Annotated in this window: 19 protein-coding genes; 10 read left to right on the forward strand and 9 right to left on the reverse strand. The window is 69.4% G+C overall.

The genetic code is table 11. The features are described from left to right. The first annotated feature begins 48 nt into the window (after window positions 1–48). The 3 genes from ACBY01_RS10640 to ACBY01_RS10650 all read left to right on the forward strand — a co-directional run bounded on the left by ACBY01_RS10640 (window position 49) and on the right by ACBY01_RS10650 (window position 5,508). The gene (locus ACBY01_RS10640; protein WP_416460826.1) at window positions 49–1,224 is read left to right on the forward strand and encodes an acetyl-CoA C-acetyltransferase; all 1,176 of its coding nucleotides are present in this window, start codon (window positions 49–51) and stop codon (window positions 1,222–1,224) included. Window positions 1,225–1,394: 170 nt separating this feature from the next. Further along, window positions 1,395–4,451 (forward strand): TonB-dependent receptor domain-containing protein, encoded by a 3,057-nt coding sequence (locus ACBY01_RS10645; protein ID WP_416460807.1) that lies wholly within the window; start codon window positions 1,395–1,397, stop codon window positions 4,449–4,451. 67 nt (window positions 4,452–4,518) lie between these two features. Beyond that, the gene (locus ACBY01_RS10650) at window positions 4,519–5,508 is read left to right on the forward strand and encodes a 2OG-Fe(II) oxygenase (protein WP_416460808.1); all 990 of its coding nucleotides are present in this window, start codon (window positions 4,519–4,521) and stop codon (window positions 5,506–5,508) included. On the opposite strand, the gene alr is transcribed toward ACBY01_RS10650, so the two are convergent. Further along, entirely contained in the window at window positions 5,503–6,528 is a 1,026-nt protein-coding gene (gene alr, locus ACBY01_RS10655; RefSeq protein ID WP_416460809.1) for an alanine racemase, read from the reverse strand. The genes ACBY01_RS10650 and alr overlap by 6 nt on opposite strands. 170 nt (window positions 6,529–6,698) lie before the next feature. On the opposite strand from alr, the gene ACBY01_RS10660 reads away from it, so the two are divergent. Next, complete coding sequence (locus ACBY01_RS10660) at window positions 6,699–7,913, forward strand: MFS transporter (protein WP_416460810.1); 1,215 nt, start codon at window positions 6,699–6,701, stop codon at window positions 7,911–7,913. A gap of 202 nt (window positions 7,914–8,115) precedes the next feature. On the opposite strand, the gene metH is transcribed toward ACBY01_RS10660, so the two are convergent. From metH to ACBY01_RS10685, 5 genes are all read right to left on the reverse strand, one after another. Beyond that, the gene (gene metH / locus ACBY01_RS10665; RefSeq protein ID WP_416460811.1) at window positions 8,116–10,788 is read right to left on the reverse strand and encodes a methionine synthase; all 2,673 of its coding nucleotides are present in this window, start codon (window positions 10,786–10,788) and stop codon (window positions 8,116–8,118) included. 22 nt (window positions 10,789–10,810) lie between these two features. Then, the gene (locus tag ACBY01_RS10670; RefSeq protein WP_416460812.1) at window positions 10,811–11,335 is read right to left on the reverse strand and encodes a GNAT family N-acetyltransferase; all 525 of its coding nucleotides are present in this window, start codon (window positions 11,333–11,335) and stop codon (window positions 10,811–10,813) included. Continuing rightward, the gene (locus tag ACBY01_RS10675; RefSeq protein WP_416460827.1) at window positions 11,332–12,393 is read right to left on the reverse strand and encodes a homocysteine S-methyltransferase family protein; all 1,062 of its coding nucleotides are present in this window, start codon (window positions 12,391–12,393) and stop codon (window positions 11,332–11,334) included. Before ACBY01_RS10675 ends, ACBY01_RS10670 begins: the two co-directional genes overlap by 4 nt. A 92-nt stretch (window positions 12,394–12,485) precedes the next feature. Then, window positions 12,486–13,427 (reverse strand): methylenetetrahydrofolate reductase, encoded by a 942-nt coding sequence (gene metF / locus ACBY01_RS10680; protein WP_416460813.1) that lies wholly within the window; start codon window positions 13,425–13,427, stop codon window positions 12,486–12,488. Further along, the gene (locus ACBY01_RS10685) at window positions 13,424–14,383 is read right to left on the reverse strand and encodes an ArsR/SmtB family transcription factor (protein WP_416460814.1); all 960 of its coding nucleotides are present in this window, start codon (window positions 14,381–14,383) and stop codon (window positions 13,424–13,426) included. The genes metF and ACBY01_RS10685 overlap by 4 nt, the downstream gene beginning before the upstream one ends. Before the next feature lie 142 nt (window positions 14,384–14,525). Here ACBY01_RS10685 and ACBY01_RS10690 point away from each other — a divergent pair, with 142 nt between their 5' ends. Genes ACBY01_RS10690 through ACBY01_RS10700 form a run of 3 tightly spaced genes read left to right on the forward strand, consistent with a single transcriptional unit; the run spans window position 14,526 to window position 16,047 of the window. Further along, window positions 14,526–14,867: a hypothetical protein gene (locus ACBY01_RS10690; protein WP_416460815.1), complete on the forward strand. Its 342-nt coding sequence runs from the start codon at window positions 14,526–14,528 to the stop codon at window positions 14,865–14,867. A gap of 50 nt (window positions 14,868–14,917) precedes the next feature. After that, window positions 14,918–15,100: a hypothetical protein gene (locus tag ACBY01_RS10695; protein ID WP_416460817.1), complete on the forward strand. Its 183-nt coding sequence runs from the start codon at window positions 14,918–14,920 to the stop codon at window positions 15,098–15,100. Beyond that, entirely contained in the window at window positions 15,097–16,047 is a 951-nt protein-coding gene (locus tag ACBY01_RS10700) for an aldo/keto reductase (RefSeq protein WP_416460818.1), read from the forward strand. The genes ACBY01_RS10695 and ACBY01_RS10700 overlap by 4 nt, the downstream gene beginning before the upstream one ends. Window positions 16,048–16,225: 178 nt before the next feature. Here the strand turns inward: ACBY01_RS10700 and ACBY01_RS10705 are convergent, their stop codons facing one another. Together ACBY01_RS10705 and ACBY01_RS10710 are read right to left on the reverse strand one after the other, a co-directional pair. Next, complete coding sequence (locus tag ACBY01_RS10705) at window positions 16,226–16,984, reverse strand: EAL domain-containing protein (RefSeq protein WP_487247712.1); 759 nt, start codon at window positions 16,982–16,984, stop codon at window positions 16,226–16,228. Between the two features lie 39 nt (window positions 16,985–17,023). After that, window positions 17,024–18,412, reverse strand: coding sequence for a helix-turn-helix domain-containing protein (locus ACBY01_RS10710; RefSeq protein WP_416460819.1), 1,389 nt, complete (start codon window positions 18,410–18,412; stop codon window positions 17,024–17,026). Between the two features lie 167 nt (window positions 18,413–18,579). Between ACBY01_RS10710 and aceA the strand changes: the two genes are divergently transcribed. Both aceA and ACBY01_RS10720 read left to right on the forward strand, forming a co-directional pair. Next, the gene (gene aceA, locus ACBY01_RS10715; protein ID WP_416460821.1) at window positions 18,580–19,860 is read left to right on the forward strand and encodes an isocitrate lyase; all 1,281 of its coding nucleotides are present in this window, start codon (window positions 18,580–18,582) and stop codon (window positions 19,858–19,860) included. Between the two features lie 65 nt (window positions 19,861–19,925). Then, entirely contained in the window at window positions 19,926–20,075 is a 150-nt protein-coding gene (locus tag ACBY01_RS10720) for a hypothetical protein (protein ID WP_416460822.1), read from the forward strand. A 298-nt stretch (window positions 20,076–20,373) separates the two neighbouring features. Here the strand turns inward: ACBY01_RS10720 and ACBY01_RS10725 are convergent, their stop codons facing one another. Further along, window positions 20,374–22,635 carry an NADP-dependent malic enzyme gene (locus ACBY01_RS10725; RefSeq protein ID WP_416460824.1) on the reverse strand — a complete coding sequence of 754 codons (2,262 nt, stop codon included), beginning with the start codon at window positions 22,633–22,635 and terminating at the stop codon, window positions 20,374–20,376. A 133-nt stretch (window positions 22,636–22,768) separates the two neighbouring features. Here ACBY01_RS10725 and mutS point away from each other — a divergent pair, with 133 nt between their 5' ends. Next, window positions 22,769–25,348: a DNA mismatch repair protein MutS gene (gene mutS, locus ACBY01_RS10730; protein WP_416460829.1), complete on the forward strand. Its 2,580-nt coding sequence runs from the start codon at window positions 22,769–22,771 to the stop codon at window positions 25,346–25,348. Window positions 25,349–25,528 lie beyond the last annotated feature (180 nt).

Below are 25,528 nucleotides of genomic sequence, written 5' to 3' on the forward strand. Positions count from 1 at the left end.
TCAAAGCCCCGCACCAACGCGGCCGTCGCTATGAGAGGACCCTGCCGAATGACCGAGATCGTGATCGCCGCCGCCAAGCGAACCCCGGTCGGCAGCTTCCTGGGCGCCTTCGCCACCACGCCCGCGCACGAGCTCGGCCGGCAGGCGATCGAGGCCGCGCTCGCGCAGGCCGGCGTCGCGCCCGAGGACGTGTCGGAGGTGATCCTGGGCCAGGTGCTCACCGCCGGGCAGGGGCAGAACCCGGCCCGCCAAGCGTCGATGGCTGCCGGCATTCCCAAGGAAGTGCCCGCCTGGGGCGTCAACCAGGTCTGCGGATCGGGTCTGCGCACCGTCGCGCTCGCCTATCAGGCGATCCTCACCGGCGACGCTTCGATCGTGGTCGCCGGCGGGCAAGAGAGCATGTCGCTGTCCGCCCACGCGCAGGCGTTGCGCGCAGGCAGCAAGATGGGCGACGTCACGCTGGTCGACACGATGATCAAGGACGGCCTCACCGACGTCTTCAACGGCTATCACATGGGCATCACCGCCGAGAATCTGGCGGCGCAGTACGAGGTCAGCCGCCAGGAGCAGGACGGCTTCGCGGTCCGCTCGCAGAACCTCGCCGAGCAGGCGCGCGGCGAAGGCCGGTTCAAGGACGAAATCGCCCCGGTGACGGTGAAGGGGCGCAAGGGCGACACGATCGTCGCCGACGACGAATATATCCGTGCGGGCGCCACGATCGACGCGATGGGCGGGCTGCGTCCGGCGTTCAAGAAGGACGGCACCGTCACCGCCGGCAACGCCAGCGGCATCAACGACGGCGCCGCCGCGCTGGTGGTGATGTCGGCCGAAGAGGCCGAGCGCCGCGGCATCACCCCGCTCGCGACCATCAAGAGCTGGGCCTCGGCCGGCGTCGACCCGTCGATCATGGGCATCGGCCCCGTCCCCGCCTCGCGCCGCGCGCTCGAAAAGGCCGGCTGGACCGTCGACGACCTTGACCTCATCGAGGCGAACGAAGCGTTCGCCGCCCAGGCGCTGGCGGTCGGCAAGGACATGGGCTGGGACGCCGACAAGGTGAACGTCAACGGCGGCGCGATCGCCATCGGCCACCCGATCGGCGCCTCGGGCGCGCGGGTGCTCACGACGCTGCTCTACGCGATGCAGAAGCGCGACGCGAAGAAGGGCCTCGCCACGCTGTGCATCGGCGGCGGCATGGGCATCGCCATGTGCGTCGAGCGCAAGTGACGCTCGACTAACATTACGGAGGACGGCGCTCTGTGACAGATATGTGGCGCCTGAGACACAGTCGCCACGTTAATCGCAGGTACAGGCTCCGTGCCCTTGCGTTCCGAGCCCGCCTCCCCTTTGCTTAGCCTCATTCTGGCACGTTGGCCGGGCTGAATGAGGCATAAGGCATGAACATCTCTAGACTTCTCACTGCGACCGCGCTGGCGGGGCTGAGCGTTGCGGCACCCAGTTTCGCTTGGGCGCAGGACGCGGCCGACGAGCCGGTCGGCATCGCCGGTCCGAGCGAGCAGGTCACGGAAGACACGGCCGAAGCGGGTCAGCCCATCGTCGTGACGGGGTCGCGCATCGCGTCGCCGAACCTGACGTCGGTAACGCCGATCCTCAGTGTTACGGGTGAAGAACTGCGTCAGAGCGGCCAGGTCTCGATCGGCGACGCGCTGAACGATCTGCCGGCACTGAACAGCACCTTCAGCCAGTCGAACTCGACCCGCTTCCTGGGTACCGCAGGCCTGAACCTGCTCGATCTGCGCGGCCTCGGCACGGTTCGCACACTCACCCTCGTGAATGGCCGCCGCCACGTCGGCAGCGATATCCTTAGCAACGCATCATCCGTCGACGTCAACACGATTCCGACAGATCTGATCGATCGCGTCGAGCAGGTCACCGGCGGCAGTTCGGCCATCTACGGTTCGGACGCGATCGCAGGCGTCGTGAACTTCGTCCTCAAGGAGAACTATGAGGGCCTTGGCCTTCGTGCGCAGGGTGGCATCAGCGAGCACGGCGACGCCGGCGCCTACTCGGCCAGCCTGGTCGCCGGCAAGAACTTCGCGGAGGGCCGCGGCAACATCGCGATCAACGGCAGCGACGGCGTTCCCGATCGCGTGCTCTATCGCGATGTCCGCTCGGTTGCGGTGTCGAGCGGTGGCCTCATTCTGTTCGGTCCGGGCAGCAACAACCGTTGCGGGACCGACCTGACCGGCGCGGCGTACACCTGCTCCTACTTCTTCCAGCCGGACGGCAGCCTCGTCCCGCAGACCGGCGCCCGCGCCGGCCTGGCCCCGAACGGCTCGTTCGTGGGCGGCAACGGTGAAACGCTCCGTGAAGGCAAGCAGTTTCAGTTGCTGCCGCAGCTCGATCGCTATGCGGCAAACCTCATCGGCCACTTCGACGTTTCGGAAGCGTTCGTACCGTTCATCGAGGCGAAGTACGTCCGCACGAACGTGGTCGGTACCGGCACCAGCGGCCCTGCCTTCTATCAAGGCAACACGCTGGATGGCTTCTACGAGCGTCCGCGCCTCGACAACCCGTACCTCTCCGCCGCAGCACGCGCCACGGTGGCGGAGCAGTTGTTGCTGGGCGGTACCAATCCGTACACCCGTGCGCCGCTGACGGACGCAGAGCGCGCTGGGATCGCTGACGGCTCGTTCCGTTTCGCGGTTCGCCGCAACCTCCTCGACCTCGGCGTCCGCACGGAAGAGTCGCGGCGTGAGACGTACCGCTTCGTCGGCGGCTTCCGCGGCACGTTCAACGACGACTGGAACTACGAGGTTTCGGCCAACTACGGCGAGTTCAAGGAGCGGACGCGCGTTCTCGGCAACCTGAACGTGCAGCGCGCGCTGCTGGCGATGGACGCGGTGCGGGATCCCGCGACCGGCAACATCGTCTGCGGCTCTCAGCTGGACCCGGACCGCGCGTACGACGACTTCGGCGGCGACCCTGCCGTTCGCGCGGCCGACATCGCCGCGTGTCAGCCGCTGAACCCGTTCGGCGCGGGCAACATCTCGCAAGCTACGCGCGATTATGTGCTGTCGGACACCACCTCGGTCGGCAAGATCACCCAGTTCGTAGGGTCGGCATTCGTGTCGGGCACGTCGAGCAAGTGGTTCGAACTGCCGGGTGGACCGGTCGGTTTCGCGATCGGCGCCGAATATCGCCGCGAGACGGCAGACTTCCGTGCCGATCCGCTCGTTCAGTCGGGCTACACTTTCTACAACGCGCTGACGCCGTATGAATTCCCTGACTTCGAGGTGAAGGAAGCCTACGGCGAGCTTCGCCTGCCGGTGCTGCGCGATCTGCCGTTCGCACGGGAGCTGTCGATTTCGGCGTCCGGTCGCGTCAGCGACTACAGCCGTGGCTCTGCCGGCACCGTCTTCGCCTACAGCGTCGGCGGCGAATACCGTCCGATCGAGGACGTCCGCTTCCGCGCGAACTACTCGCGCTCGGTCCGCGCTCCGAACCTCACCGAACTCTACTCGTCGGTGGGCCAGAACTTCGCGCCGGGGTTCGTTGATCCCTGCTCGGCACGCAACTTGGCGACCGGGTCGGAGAACCGTGCAGCGAACTGCGCCGCGGCCGGCCGTCCCGCGAACTACGATTACGTCTATCAGTCCTCGCTTGACTTCCTGAGCGGCGGCAACCCTGACCTGAAGGAAGAGACGTCGGACAGCTACACCTATGGTGTCGTCATCGAGCCGACGTTCGCCCGCGGTTTCTCGCTGTCGGTCGACTACTACAACATCAAGGTCAACGACGTGATCACGTCGCCGTCTGCGCAGCAGATCGCCAATGCCTGCTATGATGCGTCCGATCTCGACAACCAGTTCTGCGCCCTCATCCAGCGCGCAGGTGCTGACGGCGGTCCGGACGGCGAGATTCCGTTCCAAATCCTGGAAGGCACGCTGCGGGCTACGCTGCTGAACTATGCTGCGCTGCAGGTGCGGGGTATCGATACTCAGATCGCGTATCGCACTAACTTCGGCGAGAACAACTCGATCGGTGCGAAGCTCAACTGGACCCATCAGCTGGAGAACAGCGAGTTCCTGGATCCGACCGATCCGGGTCGTGCCAACCGTCTGATGAGCGAGCTTGGCTATCCGAAGGATGCGTTCAACTTCGATCTGGACGTGAAGCTCGACAAGTTCTTCCTGAACTATCAGGCCCGCTATCTCGGCAAGATGACCTACGGTGCTTACGAGGACACCAACTCGCTGCAGGGCCGTCCGCCGCAGAATGCCGACTACGCCACGGTGGAATACTATCCGGAAGTGGTCTACATGGATGCTCGATTCGGCTTCAACGTCGACGATAACTCCATGTTCTACCTGGGCGTCGACAACTTCACCGACCGCCTGCCGCCGCTCTATGCGACGGGCACGGCAGAAGGCAGCGGCATCTACAACAACCGCGGCCGTTACTTCTACGGCGGCGTGGCAGTGAAGTTCTGATCCTGACGCATCGTTGATTTTGGAGGAGCCGGTAGGAAACTACCGGCTCCTTTGCTATCGAGGAAAGATGACAGTCGGCGAGCCTTTTGCTGCACGGATCGAGCCGCTGCTTCGAAGCGGACGAACTCGCGACGCTATCCTGGTCGCCGAACGCGAGGCGGCTGCCGGGGATCGGGACGCACTGTTCCAACTCGCCGTGTGGCGACTGATCGGCGAACCTCTCCCACGCGATCTCGCGATCGCACGCGAGCATCTTCGCATGGCGCGCGACGCCGGACATGGCGGTGCCGCGCATATGGAGGTCGCCCTAATCGCCAACGGCAGCGGCGCGCCAGCGGACTGGGGTCAGGCGTACACGCTATTCGAAAACCTATCCCGACACGATGCGGCGGCCAGCGCTCAAATTGAGCTGTTGAAGGCGATGCGAGTCGACGGGCTCGGGATGCCGACCAAGCTTCCCTACCCCGAAATCCTTTCGATACGCCCGCAGGTCAGCTTTTACCGCCAGTTCCTCAGCGAAGCAGAGTGCGCCCATATCGCCAAGGCGAGCGCGTCCTTTCTGGAGCCATCGCTCGTCGTTGATCCTGCCAGCGGGCGACAGGTTCCGCATCCGATCCGGACCTCCGACAGCACGGTCATCAGCCCGACGCGGGAGGATATGGTCATTCGCACGATCAATCTTCGGATCGCCGCCGTCACGCAGACTGATGCAGCGCAAGCGGAGGCGTTGACGATCCTGCGCTACCGGCCGGGACAGCAATATCGCCTGCACCTCGACACATTGCCGAACACGGGCAACCAGCGCATCCGAACGGTGCTGCTGTATCTGAACGGCGGCTTCTCTGGCGGAGAGACTCAGTTTCCGGAGATTGACCTGACGGTTGCCCCCAAAGGCGGCGATGCGATCGTCTTCGACAATGTCACGGAAGACGGACGACCCGACCTTCGCGCCAAACACGCCGGCTTGCCCGTCCGAGCCGGGGCCAAATGGGTGGCCACGCGCTGGATCCGGGCCCGAGCGTTCGATCCCTGGCGAGGCCCCGAACTGACTCTATAGCCACACCCTGTCGAACCGGCTGCCCAGACCGGTGAGCAGCTCGTACTGTGAGCGGCCGGAGGCGGCGGCGGCGCGGTCGAGGGCGTAGTCGATCGTCAGCCAGTCGCCTTCGGCCACCTCGGCGGCGGAGACGTCGACGATCAGCAGGTCCATCGACACCAGCCCGCGCACCGGGCAGGCGCCGTCGCCTGCGAACACCGTACCCACGCTCGAAAAACCGCGGCCGTAGCCGTCGGCATAGCCGATGTTGAGAATCGCCAGTTCCTGGTCCGCCGGCGCGCGATAGGTGGCGTTGTAGCCGGCGGTTTCGCCGGCCAGCATCCGGCGGCGCTGGAGCACCTGCGCCTGCGGAGCCACCACCTGACGGAGCCCCGCCGCCGCCGGGCACGGTACCCCGCCGTACAGCGCCAGCCCCGGCCGGGTGAGATCGAAGCGATAGTCGGCGCCCAGGAAGATGCCGGCGCTGTTGGCGAGGCTGGTGCGCTGCGCCGGCACCCGCGCGGCGACCGCGGCGAACCGGTCGCGCTGGAGGGCGTTCAGCGGGTGGTCCTCGTCCGCGCAGGCGAGGTGGCTGAGCAGGGTCACGATCTCCAGCCCCGCGAATGCCGTCGCCGGCGCATCCCAGCGCAGCCCCAGCCGGTTCATGCCAGTATCGACCATCACGTCGCACGGTCCGCCGCCGCTCTCGCGCCAGCGCGCGGCCTGAGCGGGCGTGTTGAGCACCGGACGGACATGCCGCCAGCGGCGGGCGTCGCTTAGATCCTCCGGACGCGCGCCGTGCAGCACCGACACCGACGGCGCGAGGTCGGCGACCGCCGCGGCCTCGGCCCAGGTCGCGACGAAGAAGTCGCGGCAGCCGGCCTCGCGCAGCCGGCGCACGACGTCGCGCGCGCCCAGCCCATAGCCGTCGGCCTTCACCGCAGCGCCGCACGCCGCGGGGCCGCTTCGCTCGGACAGGGTGCGCCAGTTGTGGACGAGTGCGGCGCCGTCGAGCCGCAGGCGGAGGGGGGCATCGGTCACGCCACGCGCCTAGACCCTGCACGCGCCAGCGTCGAGGGGCGGCTCCCCGCCCCGGCCTCATACCGCCACCGGCCCGCCGCCGCCGCCGCTCTACCGCCACCGCCAAGCCACTTCTGCTTGCGTTTGCGCAAACCAGCATTGCCGATGCTGCGCTTGCACGGCGGTGCAGCATGACCCACCTGCCGGCGATGCTTGCCCCCTCCCCCACCCCGGTGCGCAGCGCCGCGCTGGTCCAGTTCGCGCTCGCCACCGGCGGCTTCGCGATCGGCACCACCGAATTCGCCGCGATGAGCCTGGTCCCCTATTTCGCCCCCGGCCTCGGCATCACCGAGCCGGTCGCAGGCCATGTCATCAGCGCCTATGCGCTGGGGGTAGTCGCCGGCGCGCCGCTGATCGCGGTGCTCGGCGCGCGGCTGTCGCGGTTCGCGCTGCTGATCGGGCTGATGGGATCGTTCGCGCTGTTCAACGGGCTGAGCGCACTCGCGCCGACCTATGGCTGGATGCTGGTCTTCCGCTTCCTCAGCGGCCTGCCGCACGGCGCCTATTTCGGTGCAGCGTCGCTGGTCGCCGCCTCGCTGGTGCCGCCGCAGCAGCGGACGCAAGCGGTCGGGCGGGTGATGCTGGGGCTGACCGTCGCGACGATCCTGGGTGTGCCCGCGGCCAATGCGCTGGGCCAGAGCGTCGGCTGGCGCTGGGGGTTCGGCGTGGTCGCGGTGCTGGCGCTGACCACTGTCGCGCTGCTGGTGGCGCTGGCGCCGCGCGATGCCGCCGATCGCAGCGCCAGCCCGCTCGCCGAGCTGCGCGCGCTCCGCCGCGGGCAGGTGTGGCTGACGCTGGCGATCGGCGCGGTCGGCTTCGGCGGGATGTTCTGCGTCTACACCTATGTCGCCTCGACGCTGCTCGAGGTGACGCGCGTGTCGCCGGCGACCGTGCCGGTGGTGCTGGCGGTGTTCGGCACCGGCATGACCGCGGGCAATCTGATCGTGCCGCGGTTCGCCGACCGCGCGCTGATGCCGACGGTGGCGGTGGTGCTGTTGTGGAGCGCGGCGATGCTCGCGCTCTACAGCTGGGCGGCGCAGTCGCTGTGGACGATCGTGCCGAGCGTATTCGCGATCGGGCTCGGCGGAGCGCTCGGCACCGTGCTGCAGACGCGGCTGATGGACGTGGCGGGCGAGGCGCAGAGCCTGGCGGCCGCGCTCAACCATTCGGCGCTCAACCTCGCCAACGCGATCGGGCCGTGGGTCGGCGGGCTGGCGATCGCCGCCGGCTGGGGCTGGGCCTCGACCGGAATGGTGGGCGCGGTGCTGGCGCTCGGCGGGCTGCCGATCTGGGCGGTTTCGGTGGCGCTCGACCGGCGGCGTGCGGCGGTTTCGCGGGCGGCCTGAAGCAACCCGTCATCCTGACGGAAGTCAGGCTCCATTGCCGCTACCGCAGGAAGCGCGAGCGTAGTGCGAATGGATGCTGACTTTCGTCAGCATGACGGTGAAAAGCTGCCGTACTCCCGCGCAGGCGGGAGTCCAGGGCCACTCACGACGCCGCCCGCGACTCCTGGGCTCCCGCCTTCGCGGGAGCACGGTGAGGGAAGCCTCAGTCCAAATTCGGCCGCAGCCAGCGCTCCGCTTGCTCGACGCTGACGCCACGCCGCGCGGCATAGTCCTCCAGCTGGTCGCGTCCGACGCGGGCGACGCCGAAATACTGGCTGTCCGGGTGGCCGAAGTAGAAGCCGGACACCGCCGCCGTCGGGAGCATCGCGAAGCTCTCGGTCAGCACCAGCCCGGCGCGCTCGCCCGCGTTCAGCATGTCGAACAGCATCGGCTTGAGGCTGTGCTCCGGACAGGCCGGATAGCCCGGCGCGGGACGGATGCCGCGATACTGCTCGCGGATCAGCGCCTCGTTGGTCAGCTGCTCGTCGGGTGCATAGCCCCACAGCGTGGTGCGGACATGCTGGTGCAGCCGCTCCGCGAATGCCTCCGCCAGACGGTCGGCCAGTGCCTTCAGCAGGATGTCGTTGTAGTCGTCGTGCGCCGCCTTGAAGCGGGCGATGTGCGGATCGATGCCGTGGATGCCGACCGCGAAGCCGCCTATCCAGTCGCCTGCGGGGTCGATGAAGTCGGCCAGGCACATGTTCGCCCGCCCCTCGCGCTTGGCGATCTGCTGCCGCAGCATCGGCAGGCGCACGCTCGCCTCGTTGGTCGGATCGAGGTCCGGGGTGTGCAGGTCCGCCGGGAAGGTCGCGCCGTCCGGGCTCACCTGGTCGTCGCGGTGCCGGGTCCGGACGAGGATGTCGTCGCCGTCGCGATGGCACGGCCACAGCCCCGCCACGCCGCGCGCGGTCAGCCACTTTTCCGCGACGATCGTGTCGAGCATCGTCTGCGCATCGGCATAGAGCCCGCGCGCGCTCTCCCCCACCACCGCATCGTCGAGGATCGCGGGGAAGGTGCCGGCGAGTTCCCAGGCACGGAAGAACGGCGTCCAGTCGATATAGTCGCGCAGGTCGGTGAGGTCCCAGTCGTCATACTGGTGGATGCCGGGCCGCGCAGGGGCCGCCGGCTTCTGCGCGAAGTCGGCGACGAAGCCGGCCGCGCGCGCATCGGCGATCGGCAGCAGCGCGCTCTGCCCTTTGCCCTCGCGCGCGGCGCGTACGGCAGCATAATCCTCGGCAACCTTGACCACATAGTCGTCGCGCTGGGTGTCGCTCACCAGCGTGGTCGCGACGCCGACCGCGCGGCTCGCATCGAGCACGTGCACCACCGGCCCGTCATAGGCGGGCGCGATGCGCAGCGCGGTGTGCACCTTGGACGTGGTCGCGCCGCCGATCAGCAGCGGCATCGCCATCTTCGCGCGCTTCATCTCCTCGGCCACGGTCACCATCTCGTCGAGCGAAGGCGTGATGAGCCCGGACAGGCCGATCATGTCGGCGTCGTTCTCCTTGGCCGACTCGAGGATCTTGGACCAGGGCACCATCACGCCTAGGTCGACCACCTCGAAGCCGTTGCACTGGAGCACGACGCCGACGATGTTCTTGCCGATATCGTGGACGTCGCCCTTGACGGTGGCCATCACGACCCTGCCCTTGCCCTTGGCGCCGGGCTCCTTGGCGGCTTCGATGAACGGCAGCAGGTGCGCCACCGCCTTCTTCATCACGCGCGCGGACTTCACCACCTGCGGCAGGAACATTTTGCCCGATCCGAACAGGTCGCCGACCACGTTCATGCCGTCCATCAGCGGGCCTTCGATCACTTCGATCGGCCGTGCGAACTGCTGGCGCGCCTCTTCGGTGTCGTCGACGACGTGCGCATCGATGCCCTTGACCAGCGCATGTTCGAGCCGCTTGGCGACGTCCCATCCGCGCCATTCCGCCGCCTGCTTCTCCGCCGCCGCATCGGTGCCGCGGAAGCGCTCGGCGAGCGCCACCAGCCGCTCGCCGGCCTCCGGATCGCGGTTGAGGATCACGTCCTCGCAGGCGGTGCGCAGCTCCGGCTCGATCTGGTCGTAAACGTCAAGCTGGCCGGCGTTGACGATCGCCATGTCCATGCCCGCCGGAATGGCGTGGTACAGGAACACCGAGTGCATCGCCTTGCGCACCGCCTCGTTGCCGCGGAACGAGAAGGAGAGGTTCGACAGGCCGCCGGAGATATGGACGTGCGGGCAGCGCGCCTTGATCTCGCGGCACGCCTCGATGAAGTCGACGCCGTAGTTGTTGTGCTCCTCGATACCGGTCGCGACCGCGAACACGTTGGGGTCGAAGATGATGTCCTCGGGCGGGAAGCCGATGCCGACCAGCAGCTTGTAGGCGCGCTCGCAGATCTCGACCTTGCGCGCCTGGGTGTCGGCCTGGCCGACCTCGTCGAACGCCATCACCACCACGGCGGCGCCATAGGCCATGCACTTGCGCGCGTGGTCGAGGAAGAGCTCCTCGCCCTCCTTCATGCTGATCGAGTTGACGATCGGCTTGCCGGACACGCACTTCAGCCCCGCCTCGATCACGTCCCATTTGGAGCTGTCGACCATCACCGGGATGCGGGCGATGTCGGGCTCGGCCTGGATCAGCTTGAGGAAGGTGGTCATGGCGTGGTGTGCGTCGAGCAGCCCCTCGTCCATATTGACGTCGAGCACCTGCGCCCCCGCCTCGACCTGCTGGAGCGCGACGTCGACCGCGGCGGCATAGTCGCCCGCCATGATGAGCTTCTTGAAACGCGCCGATCCGGTGACGTTGGTGCGCTCGCCGATGTTGACGAAGTTGGTGGAGGAGAGGGTCATGGATCGAGCTTCGCGAAAGAGATCAGAGAGGGCGGGCGAGGACGAGGTCGTCGTACAGCGTACCGCCGACGTCGAACCGGCGCGTGCCGACGGGCGCGAACCCGTGCTTGCGATAGAAGGCGAGCGCCCGCGCGTTGCGCTCATACACGCCCAGCAGCAGGCGCCTACTGCCCTGTGCGGCCGAAACCACCTGCTGCAGCAACGCCGCCGCCATGCCGTCGCCCTGAAAGCGGGACAGCACATAGATACGCTTCAGTTCGGCGTCGTCTTCGCGCGCGCCCGGCAGGTCCGGCCGCGTCGACAGCGCATAGCCGACCGGTGCCGCGCCCGCATCGAGCTCCGCCAGCCAGGCACGCCCCCCGTCGTCGAGATAGCGCGCATAGGCATCCGGCGCATGCGCCCGCGCGCAATGCGCGACGATCTCCGGCCCGCGCAGCACGCCGGCGAAACTCTCCAGAAAGGTCGCCGCCCCGACGAGCGCCAGCGCGCCGCAATCCTGCGACGTCGCCTCGCGCACGCGCCACGGCGTTGCCGCGTCGTCGCTCACGCCGCCATCGTGAACGGCTCGAGCCCGGCCAGCCGCGTGCGCACCGGCGCCGTCGGGATGGCGCGCGGCGCGAGCCCCTGCACCGCCTCGGCGATCGCCCGGATATGCGCCGGGGTCGATCCGCAGCAGCCGCCCAGCACGTTGACCTGGCTGTTCTCCGCCCAGTCGCGCACCAGCCCCGCAGTGGTTGCCGGCGCCTCGTCATAGGCGCCGAGCTCGTTGGGGAGCCCCGCATTGGGATAGACCATGATCAGCGTGTCGCAGAGCTTCGACAGCGTCGCGACGTGCGGGCGCAGCTGCTCGGCACCGAACGAGCAGTTGAGCCCGATGGTGAGCGGCCGCGCATGGCGCACCGCGTGCCAGAACGCCTCGACCGTGTGGCCCGAGAGGTTGCGGCCGGACAGGTCGGTGAGCGTCATCGACAGCATGATCGGCAGGTCGCGGCCGAGATCGTTGCCCGCCTCGATCGCCGCCTTGATCCCCGCCTTGGCGTTGAGCGTGTCGAACACCGTCTCGATCAGGATGAAGTCGGCGCCGCCCTCGACCAGCGCGTCGATCTGCTCGCGGTACACGTCCTTCAGAGTGTCGAAGTCTATTTCGCGATAGCCGGGATCGTTGACGTCGGGGCTCAGCGACAGCGTCTTGTTGGTCGGGCCGATCGCCCCGGCGACGAAGCGCGGGCGCCAAATTCCTTTCTCAGCGTCCTTGGCCTGGAACTCGTCGGCGACGCGGCGGGCGAGCTTCGCGCTCTCGACGTTGATCTCGCGCACCAGATGCTCGGCACCGTAATCGGCCTGGCTGATGCGGTTGGCGGAGAAGGTGTTGGTCTCGGCAATATCCGCTCCCGCCTCGAAATAGGCGCGGTGAATCGCCTCCGGCACCTCGGGCTTGGTCAGCGCGAGGATGTCGTTGTTGCCCTTCTGGTCGTGGACGAGGCCCAGGCTGCCGGCGTAATCGACCTCCGACAGCTTCCAGTTCTGGATCTCGGTCCCGAACGCGCCATCGGTGATCAGCACGCGCTTGGCAGCCTCGGCGAGCAGGGTTTCGCGGGGGGTCATGGTCATGATGCACGTCATCCCAGCGCAGGCTGGGATCTCCTCGTTAGAACGTCCTTGCGGCACGAGGCCCCAACCTTCGCTGGGGCGACGCCTCAGGCGGCGACCGCTCCCGCCGCCACCTTCGGTCGCAGCCCCAGCAGGTGGCAGATCGCGTAGCTCAGCTCAGCCCGGTTGAGCGTGTAAAAGTGGAAGTGGCGCACGTCGCCGGCATACAGCCGGCGCACCATCTCCGCCGCGACCGTCGCCGCGACCAGCTGGCGCGCGCCGGGATGATCGTCGAGCCCCTCGAACAGGCGATCCATCCAGTCCGGAATGGCGGCGCCGCACATGCCGGCGAACTTGCGCGTCTGGGCGACGTTCGACACCGGCAGGATGCCCGGCACGATCTCCGCCGTGATGCCGGCCGCGGTGGCGGCGTCGCGGAAGCGGAAGAAGGCTTCCGGCGTGAAGAAGAACTGGGTGATCGCGCGGGTGGCGCCGGCGTCGAGCTTGCGCTTGAGGTTGTCGAGATCGACGTCGCGGGTACCCGAATCCGGATGGCACTCGGGATAGGCCGCGACGGAAATCTCGAACGGGTGCCGCTTCTTGAGGCCGGCGACCAGATCGGCGGCATTGGCATAGCCGTCTGGATGGGACTGGAACGCCTGGCCCACGACGGGCGCGTCGCCGCGCAGCGCGACGATATGGCGCACGCCCGCCGCCCAATATTCTTCGGCGACCTGATCGATCTCGGCGCGGCTCGCCTCGACGCAGGTCAGGTGCGCGGCCGCCGCCAGGCTGGTCTCGCGTTGGATTCGCGCGACGGTGGCGTGGGTGCGCTCGCGCGTCGACCCGCCGGCGCCGTAGGTGACCGAGACAAAGCGCGGCCCGAGCGGCTCGAGCGTACGCACCGCCTCCCACAACGTCTCTTCCATCTTCGCCGACTTGGGCGGGAAGAATTCGAACGACACCGCGGCATCGCCCGCGAGGTCCGCGAACAGCGGTGCCTCCAGCGCGCGGCGCGCCTCTTCGAGCTGGTTCACCGAAATCGTCATGCCGCCTGTCTCTCCACCCGGGTGGCGCCGACCTTGCGCGCCAGCCACAGCTTCACCGTCAGTTCGCCGCCTTCCAGCGTCTCGGTCTGCACCGGCGCGAGCCCGGCCGCAGCGAACCAGCCGAGCATCTGCTCGTCCGAAAATCCCAGCCGCGCGTGCGCGTCGCGCGTGCGCAGGTCCTCGCGCTCATGCGGCGCGAAGTCGACGATCAGCAGCCGGCCGCCGGCCGCCAGCACCCGCGCCGCCTCGGCGATCGCCGCGCCGGGATGCTGGGCGAAGTGCAGCACATGGTGCAGGATCGCCGCGTCCGCATCGCCGTCCGCCAGCGGCAGGCGGTAGAAATCGGCCTGGCGCAGCTCGGCCTTGTCGAGGCCGCGCTCGGACAGCTTGGCGCGGGCCAGCCGCAGCATTTCCGAGCTGCGATCAATGCCGAGCGCATGGGTCGCCTGCGGCGCGAACAGCTCCAGCATCCGGCCGGTGCCGGTGCCGATGTCGACCAGCGTGCCGATCGCCTGCGCGCCCAGCGCCCGCGCGCATGCCGCCTCGACCTCGCTCTCGGCCACATGCAGCGAGCGGATCGCGTCCCATTCGCCGGCATGCGCCTCGAACCAGGCGGCCGCAGCCTGCGCGCGATCGGCGCGGACCGCGGCGAGCCGGGCGGTGTCGGCGAGCGTCCAGGGATCGCCCTCGCCCGGCGTCCAGGCGTCGATCGCAGCGAGCACCGGCGCCACGCGCTCGGGCGCTCCCAGCGCCACGAACACCCAGCTGCCCTCCTTGCGCCGCTCGGCAAGGCCGGCGTCGACCAGGATCTTGACGTGGCGCGACACGCGCGGCTGGCTCTGCCCGAGCACCTGCGCCAGTTCGCCGACCGACAGCTCCATCGACCGCAGCAGCGCGACGATGCGCAGCCGCGTCGCGTCGGCAAGGGAGCGGAAGATGTCGAGGGCGGGAGCCATGCCGACGCGATATAAAGATTTCTTTATATGCGGTCAATCGCGTGTCGGTGCCGTGCCCTGGTCCGGTGGCGAGGAAACAAGCGCGGCCGCAGCGCGTTCGCCACGCGGAGATTTCACGGTCAACAACCAAAGGAGCCCGACCATGAAGAAGGTGCTACTGCTTCCCATCGCCGCCGCTGCCCTGGGGCTCGCCGCCTGCAGCGACAAGGCGCAGAACGAGACCAGCCAGGCCGCCGACGCGGTCGCGGCGGACGCCGACGCGACGATGGGCGAAGCCGCCGACGACGTTTCGGCAGCGAGCGATCGCGCCTTCGACTCCGCCGAGAACGGCATCGACCGCGCCGGCGATGCGATCGGCAACGCCGCCGACGACGCCGGCCGGGCGATCGATCGCACCGCGGACGACGCCGGCCGAGCGGTGGACCGCGGCACGCGCGAGACCGGGCGCGAGATGGAGCGCGTCGGCAACGACCTCCAGAACTGAGGACGGGCGCGGGCGATCTCCGGGTCGCCCGCCTCTTCGTGTCCAGTCGGATGCGCCGCCTCCTCCCCCTGCTCTTCCCGCTCGCGCTTGCCGGCTGCGGAAGCCCCGACGCGCCGCCCGGCGCCGTGACCGCCGACGAAGGCCGCTCGCTGAACGAGGCGGCGGAGATGCTCGATCGCAACAGCGTCCGCACGTCGGCGCTCGCCCACGACAATCAGACGGATTTGCCATGACCCCGCTTCGCACCCTCGGCGCCACCGACCTCCAGACCCCGCCGCTGGTGCTGGGCGGCAACGTCTTCGGCTGGACCGCGGACAAGGCGACCAGCTTCCGCGTGCTCGACGCCTTCGTCGAACGCGGCGGCCGGATGATCGACACCGCCGACGTCTATTCGGCGTGGGTCGACGGCCATTCGGGCGGCGAGTCCGAACGCGTGATCGGCGAATGGCTCCAGCAGTCGGGCAAGCGCGACCAGGTGCTGATCGCGACCAAGGTCGGCATGCTGCCGGGCGAGGGCGGCGAGAAGCTGGCGCCCGCGCGGATCGCCGCGGCGGTCGACGCCTCGCTCCAGCGGCTCGGCACCGACCACATCGACGTCTATTTCGCGCATCAGGACGACGAGGACGTACCCCAGGCGGCGTATCTCGCCGCCTTCGCCCGGCTGGTCGAGGCGGGGAAGGTCCGCGTCGTCGGCGCCTCCAACTTCCGCGCGATGCGGCTCAAGTCGGCGATCGACGTCGCCACGCGCGAGGGGCTGCCGCACGTCCATGTGTTCCAGCCCGAATATAATCTCGTCAGCCGCACCGGCTTCGAGGGCGAGCTGCAGAACCTCTGCGTCGAGCACAACATCGCGGTGACGCCCTATTACGGCCTGGCGTCGGGCTTCCTGACCGGCAAGTATCGCAGCCGCGACGACCTGTCGAAGAGCGTCCGCGGCAAGGGCATGGCCGATCTGCTGGAGGGCAAGGGCGCCAAGGTGCTCGCGGCGATGGATCAGGTGGCGGACGAGACCGGCGCCAGCCTCGCCCAGATCGCGCTCGCCTGGCTCGCCGCCCAGCCCGGCGTCACCGCGCCGATCGCCAGCGCCACCAGCGTGGAACAGGTCGAGGAACTGACCGGATCCTGGGACGTGGAGCTGAGCGACGACCAGCTCGAACGGCTGACCGACGCGGGAGTCTGAGGGCAGCGCCCTCCACCCGCCTCCGCCTATCGTCCCTCTTCCGTTCGCCTCGAGGAGCCGTCGAGCTTGTCGAGACGGCGAATCGAGAGGTCGGGACTTGCGGCTCTCTCGATACGGCCTCCCGACACGCTCGATCCCTACTCGAGACGAACGGGGTAGGGATGACTGTCGATCCGCGCTACGGCAGCACCGCCACCGGCAGCGCCTCGAACGCCGGCTTCGCCAGCAGATAGCCCTGCACCAGATCGACGCCCAGCGCCTGCACCGCCTCCAGCTCGCCGCGAGTCTCGATCCCTTCGGCGATCACCGCCACCCCCAGCTTCCGGCACAGCTCGACCATGCTGCCGACGATCAGCCGCCGCGGCACGCTCGAGTCGATGCCGCGCAGCAGCTCCATGTCGAGCTTGATCACGTCGGGCTGGAAGCGCGCGAGCAGGTTGAGCCCGGCGTGCCCCGCCCCGAAATCGTCGAGCGCGGTGGCGAACCCCATCTCGCGATAGGCGGCGACGATGGTGAGGACATGGTCGGGATCGGCCATCTTCTCGTTCTCGGTGAACTCGAACATCAGCCGGTCGGTGGGTAGCCCGGTCGCCTGGGCGGTGCGCAGCGTCAGCTGGATGCACGCCTTGGGCGAATAGACCGCGTTGGGGAGGAAATTGATCGACAGCCGCGCATCGCCGTCGAGCAGCCCCGCCGCGACCGCCCGCTCGATCGCTTCGACGCGGCAGCGCTGGTCGAACGCATAGCGGTTCTCGGGCGTCACCTGCGCCAGCACGCTCGCGGCGGAGGCGCCGTCGGCGCCGCGCACCAAGGCTTCATAGGCCCAGGTCTTGCCGCTGGGCAGGTGGACGATCGGCTGGAACGCCATCGAGATGGCGAAATCGAGCGCCTGGCCGTCCCGGCAGCCGCTGCACCCCGTCGCGGAAATATCGGTCATGCTTCGCCCCTCGCATCAAAGTCTTAGCATCCGGTTGCGTCAGTCGCCGGCGAAGGCGAACGGCGTCACCCCGCCCTCGCGCTCGTGGACCAGCAGCGCGTGGCCGGCGGGCGGTGCCGAGCGCTGGCCGCAATCGCGCCGCGTGCAGGCGCGGCAGCCGAGGCCGATACCCACCGCCTCGCCGCCCAGGTCGACCCCGCGCGCCGCCGCCCAGCCGCGTGCCTGCTCGGCCGACAGCAGCAGCGCCACCGCATAGCGCGCGCGCACCCCCGCCACCTCGCCGACCGCGGGGTGGACGACATGCGCCCAGCCGAACCAGCGGCTGCCGTCCTCCAGCTCGACCAGCTGGGTCACGCCCGCATCGGTGCGGGCGAACGCCTCGAACCCCGCCCACAGCGGGCACAGCCCCGCGGCATCGGCCATCGGCGCGCCGCTCATCCCCGCGAATCGCTTCGACACCTGCCCGGCGCGGTCGATCCGCAGCAGGCAGAAGGCGAGCCCGCGCGCCCCGACCCGACCGAGCGTGGTCAGCCGGTGCGCGACCTGTTCGAGCGAGGTGCCGAACCGCCGCGCGAGCAGCGACACGTCGTAGCCGGTCGCTTCGCACGCGCGCAGGAAGCGGGCATAGGGCATGGTCACCGCCGCGGCGAAATAGCCGAGCAGGTGGCGGCGATAGAGGCGTTCGGCGACCCGGTCGGTGAACCCCGCGCCGCGCACCAGCGCCTCGATCGGCACACGCGCCTCGCTCTGGCCCATCTGGCGCGCGAGCACGTGCAGGCGCTGCGCCGGGCTCAGCAGCTCGGACAGCTGCAACTGGCGCGCGTGGAGGTCGAGCCGGTGGAGCCGGTCAGGCAGCACCTCGACCGGCAGCACCCGCACCGACAGATGGTGGCGCACGCGCAGCCGCTCGCCGAGCGCGGCGGTGAGGTCGGAAGCCGACAGCCGCAGCTCGTCGGCGACGCCTTCGGCCAGCGCGTCGAGATCGGCGAAATGGTTGCGCCAGCGCTCGACCTCGCGCCGCACCAGCGTCTGCGGGTCGTCGGCCGCGACCGCCTGCGCCGCCCCCGCCCCGCCGAGCCGGTCGAAGGCGCGGGCGAACGCCTCGGCACCGCCCGGCGCACTCGCCAGCCATTCGGCGACCTCGTGCCGGTCGATCTCCAGATCGGCGAACATCGGGTCTGCCAGCCGCCGACGCAGCGCGTCGATGCCACCGGCCGGCTCGCCGGTGGCCAGCGAGCGCGGATCGAAGTCGAACCGCTCGGCGAGCCGCACCAGCAGCGCCGCCGACACCGGGCGCTGGTTGCGCTCGACCAGGTTGAGATAGCTGGCCGAGATGCCGAGCAGTTCGGCCATCGCCGCCTGGGTGAGGCCGCCCTGCCGTCGCAGCCGCCGCACCGCATGTCCCGCCAGCAGCTTGCGCTCCGCCATTCCGCCCTCCCGAAGACTGCAAAGACTTTACAGCTTCACCAATCGGCGGGCCAGCGCTTCCACTCGCTTACCCTTATTCCTGCGCGCCGCCTCTTCTGGAAAGCGCGGCCGTCCGGCACACAGGCCGTGCCCGCTCCTGGCGGCGCCCAGCTGTAAAGGACGTGACAATGTCGCTCAGCTTCGACGACCTGGTCCCCGCCCCCGCCGGCCGCTTCGCCGGCATCGCGCGCCCCTATACCGCCGAGGCGGTGGCACGGCTGCGCGGATCGGTCTCGGTCGAGCACACGCTGGCGCGGCGCGGTGCGGAAAAGCTGTGGGAGCTGCTCGGCAGCGAGGACTATCTCCATGCGCTCGGCGCGCTGTCGGGCAACCAGGCGATGCAGATGGTGCGCGCCGGGTTGAAGGCGATCTACCTGTCCGGCTGGCAGGTCGCCGCCGACGCCAACACCGCCGGGCAGATGTACCCCGACCAGTCGCTCTACCCGGCGAACGCGGGGCCGGAGCTGGCGCGCCGGATCAACGCCACCTTCCAGCGCGCCGACCAGATCGAGCATATAGAAGGCGGTGCACACCGCGACTGGTTCGCGCCGATCATCGCCGATGCCGAAGCCGGCTTCGGCGGGCCGCTCAACTGCTTCGAGATCATGAAGGCCTATATCGCCGCGGGTGCCGCCGGCGTGCACTACGAGGATCAGCTCGCCGCGGAGAAGAAGTGCGGGCACCTGGGTGGCAAGGTGCTGATCCCGACGGCGGCGCACGTCCGCAACCTCGACGCGGCAAGGCTCGCGGCGGACGTGGCGGGCGTGCCGACGGTGATCTGCGCGCGGACGGATGCCGAAAGCGCGCGGCTGATCACCTCGGACATCGATCCGCGCGACCGCCCGTTCCTCACCGGGGAGCGGACACCCGAGGGGTTCTTCCGGCTGAAGCCCGGCACCGGGCTCGACCATTGCATCGCCCGCGGGCTCGCCTTCGCGCCCCATGCCGACCTGTTGTGGTGGGAGACGTCGAAGCCCGATCTCGCCGACGCGCGCCGCTTCGCCGAGGCGATCCACGCACGCTTCCCCGGCAAGATGCTCGCCTACAACTGCTCGCCCAGCTTCAACTGGGAGCGTAACCTCGACCTCGACACGATCGTCCGATTCCAGCGCGAGCTGGGCGCGATGGGGTACAAGTTCCAATTCGTGACGCTGGCGGGCTTCCACCAACTCAACCACGGCATGTTCGAACTGGCGCGCGGCTATCGCGAGCATGGCATGGCCGCCTATTCGGCGCTCCAGCAGGCGGAGTTCGCGTCGGAGGCACACGGCTACACCGCGACCCGCCACCAGCGCGAGGTCGGCACCGGCTATTTCGACCTGGTGGCGACCACGCTCGCCGGCGGCGAAGCCTCGACCACCGCGCTCGCCCAATCCACCGAAGCGGCCCAGTTCGAGAAGGCCGCATGACCGCGCAGCGCCCGCCTGGCCCGCCCCCCGCCGGCGGGCGCTGCGCCCCTTCGCAGGAGAGTGACATGCCCCAACCGACCCGCAGCCGCGCCGTGTTCTCGACCGAGGACTTCCAGCTGATCAAGGAAGCCGTCGCCGAACATGTGAAGCGCCTGGCCGACGATCCGCGCTCGTCGAAGTTCAGCAACCTCTATCACCGTCTCGGCCGGGTCTGACCCGCGCCCCACCCGTTCCTGGGGAGGAAAGGTGCCCGCCGGAGCGATCCGGCGGGCATTTTCGTGGTTCAAAGGGCGGGCGCGACCAGCCTCACCATCCGTCATCCTGACGGAAGTCAGGATCCATTGCCGCTACCGCCCGAGGCGCGAGAACCGCGTCGCGATCCAAACCACCCGGCGGGCGGCTCCACTCCGAGCCCCGCCCGTCGGGGCTGCCGTGCCCCAATCGCGAACGCTGCGCGAATGGATGCTGACTTCCGTCAGCATGACGAGGGGAGCGCGGAGAGTTGGCGACCCGTCAGTCGACCATGCCGCCGGCCGCGAGCACCGCGAGCGTCACCAGTTCGCTGGCGGACGAGGTCATCGGCGCGATCTGCACCGGCTTCTCCATGCCGATCAGCATCGGCCCGATCATGTCGTCGCCGCCGAGCTCGCGCAGCAGCTTGGCCGAGATGTTGGCCGACTGCAGCCCCGGCATGATGAGGACGTTGGCCGGGCCCGACAACCGCGCGAACGGATAGTTGGCGAGCTGGCGCGGGTTGAGCGCGACGTCGGGGGCCATCTCGCCCTCGTACTCGAAGCTCACCTGGCGCTGGTCGAGCACGCCGACCGCGCCGCGCAGCGCCTCGAGCCACTTGCCCTCCGGATTGCCGAAGGTCGAGTAGCTGAGGAAGGCGACGCGCGGCTCGTGGCCCATGCGGCGCGCGACCTGCGCGGTCGCCTCGGCGATATCGGCGAGTTCCTCGGAGTTGGGGCGCTCGTTGACCGTCGTGTCGGCGATGAACACGGTGTGGCTCTGTCCGACCATGACGTGGATGCCGAACGGCGTGCGCCCCGCCTTCGGGTCGATCACGCGGCGCAGTGCGCGGATCGTCTGCGCATAGGTGCGGGTGACGCCGGTGATCATCGCGTCGCCCTCGCCCAGCTGGAGCAGCAGCGCGCCGAAGATGTTGCGGTCCTGGTTCACCATCCGCTCGCAGTCGCGGCGGAGGTACCCCCGGCGCTGGAGCCGCGCGTAGAGGAAGTCGACCATCTGCGGCACCAGCGGCGAATGGCGGCTGTTGTGGACCTCGTACGTCTCGGGATCGGTGACGCCCAGCGCGCGCAGCCGGTCGTGCACGTCGTCGCGCCCGACGAGCACCGGCGTGCCGTAGCCGCCCTCGCGGAAGTTGATCGCCGCGCGCAGCACCACCTCTTCCTCGCCCTCGGCGAAGATCACCCGCTTCGGCCGCGCCCGCGCGCCTTCGTAGGCGAGGCTGAGCACCGAGGTCGTCGGGTTGAGCCGCGCGCGAAGCGTCTCGCGATAGGCGTCCATGTCGACGATCGGCTTGGTCGCGACGCCCGAGTCCATCGCCGCCTTGGCGACGGCGGCGGGGACCAGCTCCATCAGCCGCGGATCGAACGGCGCGGGGATGATGTATTCGGGGCCGAAGCTGTGCTTGACGCCATAGGCCAGCGCGACCTCCTCGGGCACCTGCTGGCGCGCGAGCTTGGCGAGCGCCTCGGCGGCGGCGACCTTCATCGCGTCGTTGATCGTCGTCGCCCGGACGTCGAGCGCCCCGCGGAAGATGAACGGGAAGCCGAGCACGTTGTTGACCTGGTTCGGATAGTCCGACCGGCCGGTGGCGATGATGACGTCCGGGCGCGCGGCCTTGGCCTCCGGCGGGGTGATCTCCGGATCGGGGTTCGCCATTGCGAACACGATCGGGCTGGGCGCCATCTTCTTCAGCAGCTCGGCCGGCAGCGCGTTGGCGGCGGACAGCCCCATGAACACGTCGGCGCCGTCGAGCGCCTCGGCGAGCGTGCGCTTGGTCGTGGCGACCGCATGCGCGGACTTCCACTGGTTCATCCCCTCTTCGCGGCCCTGGTAGAGCACGCCGTCGAGGTCGACCATCAGCAGGTTCTCCTGCCGCACGCCCATCGCCTTGACGAGATCGGCGCAGGCGAGCGCGGCCGCGCCGGCGCCGTTCATCACCACCTTGGTCGTCGCGATGTCGCGCTTGGTCAGGTACAGTGCGTTGATGAGGCCGGCGGCGGCGATGATGGCGGTGCCGTGCTGGTCGTCGTGGAAGACGGGAATGTTCATCCGCTCGCGCAGCGTCTGCTCGATGATGAAGCATTCGGGGGACTTGATGTCCTCCAAGTTGATGCCGCCGAAGCTCGGCTCCATGAGCTCGACTGCGTCGATGAAGCGGTCGACGTCCTCGGTCTTCAGCTCGATGTCGATCGAATCAACGTCGGCGAAGCGCTTGAACAGCACCGACTTGCCTTCCATCACCGGCTTGGACGCGAGCGCGCCCAGGTTGCCGAGACCGAGGATCGCGGTTCCGTTGGAGATCACCGCGACCAGGTTGCCCTTGGCGGTATAGTCGTAGGCGGTGGCGGGGTCCGCGGCGATCGCGCGCACCGGCACGGCGACGCCCGGCGAATAGGCGAGCGCCAGGTCGCGCTGGGTCGACATCGGCTTCGATGCGACGATCTCGATCTTGCCCGGCCGACCCTCCGAGTGGAACAGCAGCGCCTCGCGCTCGGAGAATTGGACGTTCGATTCTTCTGCCATCTGCAACCTTCCCGCACTGATGGCTCTGCCCTTAGGATGCATCCTCGCCTCCGTCACCCCACCCGCGGGCATGACGCCGACGCTTTGTTCGGCTACCCACGCGCGCATGCCTGCCGTTCCAGCTCCCACCCCGATGATGGCGCAATATCTCGCGCTCAAGGCCGAAGCCGCCGACTGTCTGCTCTTTTACCGCATGGGCGACTTTTTCGAACTCTTTCATGACGATGCCAAGGTGGCATCAGCGGTGCTCGACATCGCGCTCACCGCGCGCGGCGAGCATGAGGGCGCGAAGATCCCGATGTGCGGCGTGCCGGTGCACGCGGCCGAGGGCTATCTGGCGCGGCTGATCAAGGCCGGCCACCGCGTCGCCATCGCCGAACAGGTCGAAACGCCTGAGGAAGCCAAGAAGCGCGGCGGCTCCAAGGCGCTGGTCGCGCGCGCGATCGTGCGCGTCGTGACCGCCGGCACGCTGACCGAGGAGGCGCTGCTCGACGCGCGCGCCGCCAACTGGTGCGTAGCGGTGGGCGAAGCGGGCGGCGAGGTCGCGATCGCCGCGGCCGACGTGTCCACCGGCCGGTTCGAGCTGATCGAGACCGATGCCGCGGCACTGTCCGCAACCCTCGCGCGGCTGGGCCCGGCCGAAGTCGTCGCCTCGGAGGCGTCCGCCTTTGCCGAGGCCGCGACGAGTCTGCGCCCGCGCATCGATTTCGACAGCGCGGCCGGCGAGGCGCGGCTCAAGACGCTGTTCGGGGTCGCGACGCTCGACGGGTTCGGCAGCTTCGGCCGTGCCGGTCTCGCCGCGGCGGGCGGGCTCGTCGCCTATCTCGACCATGCCGCGCGCGGCAGCCTGCCGTTCCTGCGGCCGCCGGTCGTCTCCAGCAACGACCAGTGTATGGCGGTCGACGCGGCGACTCGCGAAAGCCTGGAGCTGACCCGCACGACCTCGGGCGCGCGCAACGGCAGCCTGCTCGACGCGGTCGACCGCACAGTGACGGGTGCCGGCGCGCGGCTGCTCGGCGCCGACATCGCCGCGCCGCTGATGGACCGTGGGCAGATCGAGGCGCGGCTCGATGCGGTCACCCGCTTCCACGACGATCCCGGCCTTCGCCACGGCGTGCGATCGGCGTTGCGCGCGCTCCCCGATGTCGGCCGTGCGCTCGGCCGGATCGCGGCGGGGCGCGGAAGCCCGCGCGATCTCGGCCAGCTGCGCGACGGGCTCGACAGCGCCCGTGCGCTCGGCGACCGGCTGGAGCAACTGGCGGACGCCCCGCCGCTGCTTGGCCACCTGGCGCCGGCGCTGCGCGGCCACGGCGCGCTGGTCGAACTGCTGACCCGCGCGCTCGTCCCCTCCCCGCCGATCGACGCGACCAACGGCGGCTATATCGCGGAAGGCTATGACGCGGCGCTCGACGATCTGCGCGCGACCGGTGCCGGCGGCCGCCGCGCCATCGCCGCGCTGGAGGCCGAGTTCCGCACCCGCACCGGCGTCAACACGCTCAAGATCCGCCACAACGGCGTGCTCGGCTATCACATCGAAGTGCCGGCCCGCGCCGCCGACGCGCTGATGAAGCCCGACAGCGGCTTCACCCACCGCCAGACGCTCGCCGGCTGCGTGCGGTTCAATGCGCCGGAGCTGCACGAGGTGGCGCTGAAGGTCACCCAGGCCGGCGCGCATGCGCTCGCCGCCGAGGCCGCGCATCTGGAGGAGCTGACCGGCCAGGTGCTGGAGCGGCGCGAAGCCGTCGCCGCCACCGCCGACGCGCTCGCCCGCATCGACGTCGCCGCCGGTCTCGCCGAACGCGCCGCCGAGGGCGGCTGGGCACGGCCCGATCTGGTCGACCACGCCTGCCTGGAGATCGAGGGCGGGCGCCATCCGGTGGTCGAGGCCGCGGTCGCCAAGGCCGGCGGGCGCTTCGTCGCCAACGACTGCCGTCTGGCCGAGGACAATCGTCTGTGGCTGGTGACCGGCCCCAACATGGGCGGCAAGTCGACCTTCCTGCGCCAGAACGCGCTGATCGCGGTGCTGGCGCAGGCGGGCAGCTACGTCCCCGCGACCCGCGCCACGCTGGGGCTGGTCGACCGGCTGTTCAGCCGCGTCGGCGCCTCGGACAATCTCGCGCGCGGGCGTTCGACCTTCATGGTCGAGATGGTCGAGACCGCCGCGATCCTGGCGCAGGCGACCCCGCGCAGCTTCGTGATCCTGGACGAGGTCGGGCGCGGCACCTCGACCTACGATGGCCTCGCCATCGCCTGGGCGGTGGTGGAGGCGATCCACGAGGACAATCGCTGCCGCTGCCTGTTCGCGACCCATTATCACGAGCTCACCCGCCTGGCGGAGCGCTGCGACGCGCTGAGCCTGCACCACGTCCGCGCGCGCGAGTGGAAGGGCGACCTGGTCCTGCTCCACGAATTGGGCGAGGGCCCAGCCGACCGCAGCTATGGCCTGGCGGTCGCGCGGCTCGCCGGGCTGCCGCCGGCGACGGTCGCGCGGGCGAAGGCGGTGCTGGCGAAGCTGGAGGCGGGGCGGCAGAAGACCGGCGGGCTTGCCGCCGGGCTCGACGACCTGCCGCTGTTCGCCGCCGCCCAGCCGGTGGCGGAGGAGACGCCGGACGCGCTGCGAAGCGAACTGGCGGCGCTGGACGTGGACGCGCTGACGCCCCGCGCCGCGCTGGAGGCGCTGTATCGGCTGAAGGAGATGGCGGGGAACGGGTGATGCCACTTCGTCACCCCCCTCTCCCGTCACCCCAGCGGAAGCTGGGGTCTCCCGCGGCTCCTGTGCCGCCCTCTCACCGGGAGATCCCAGCTTTCGCGGGACATTTGCATAACCGGTTTTTTGGTGAAGCGGTGGCGTGAATGGTGGTTGCGGCGGCGGGAGTGGCGACGCGGCGGGGAT

The sequence above is a fragment of the Sphingomonas mangrovi genome (genome assembly GCF_047975845.1).
Lineage (GTDB): Bacteria > Pseudomonadota > Alphaproteobacteria > Sphingomonadales > Sphingomonadaceae > Sphingomonas.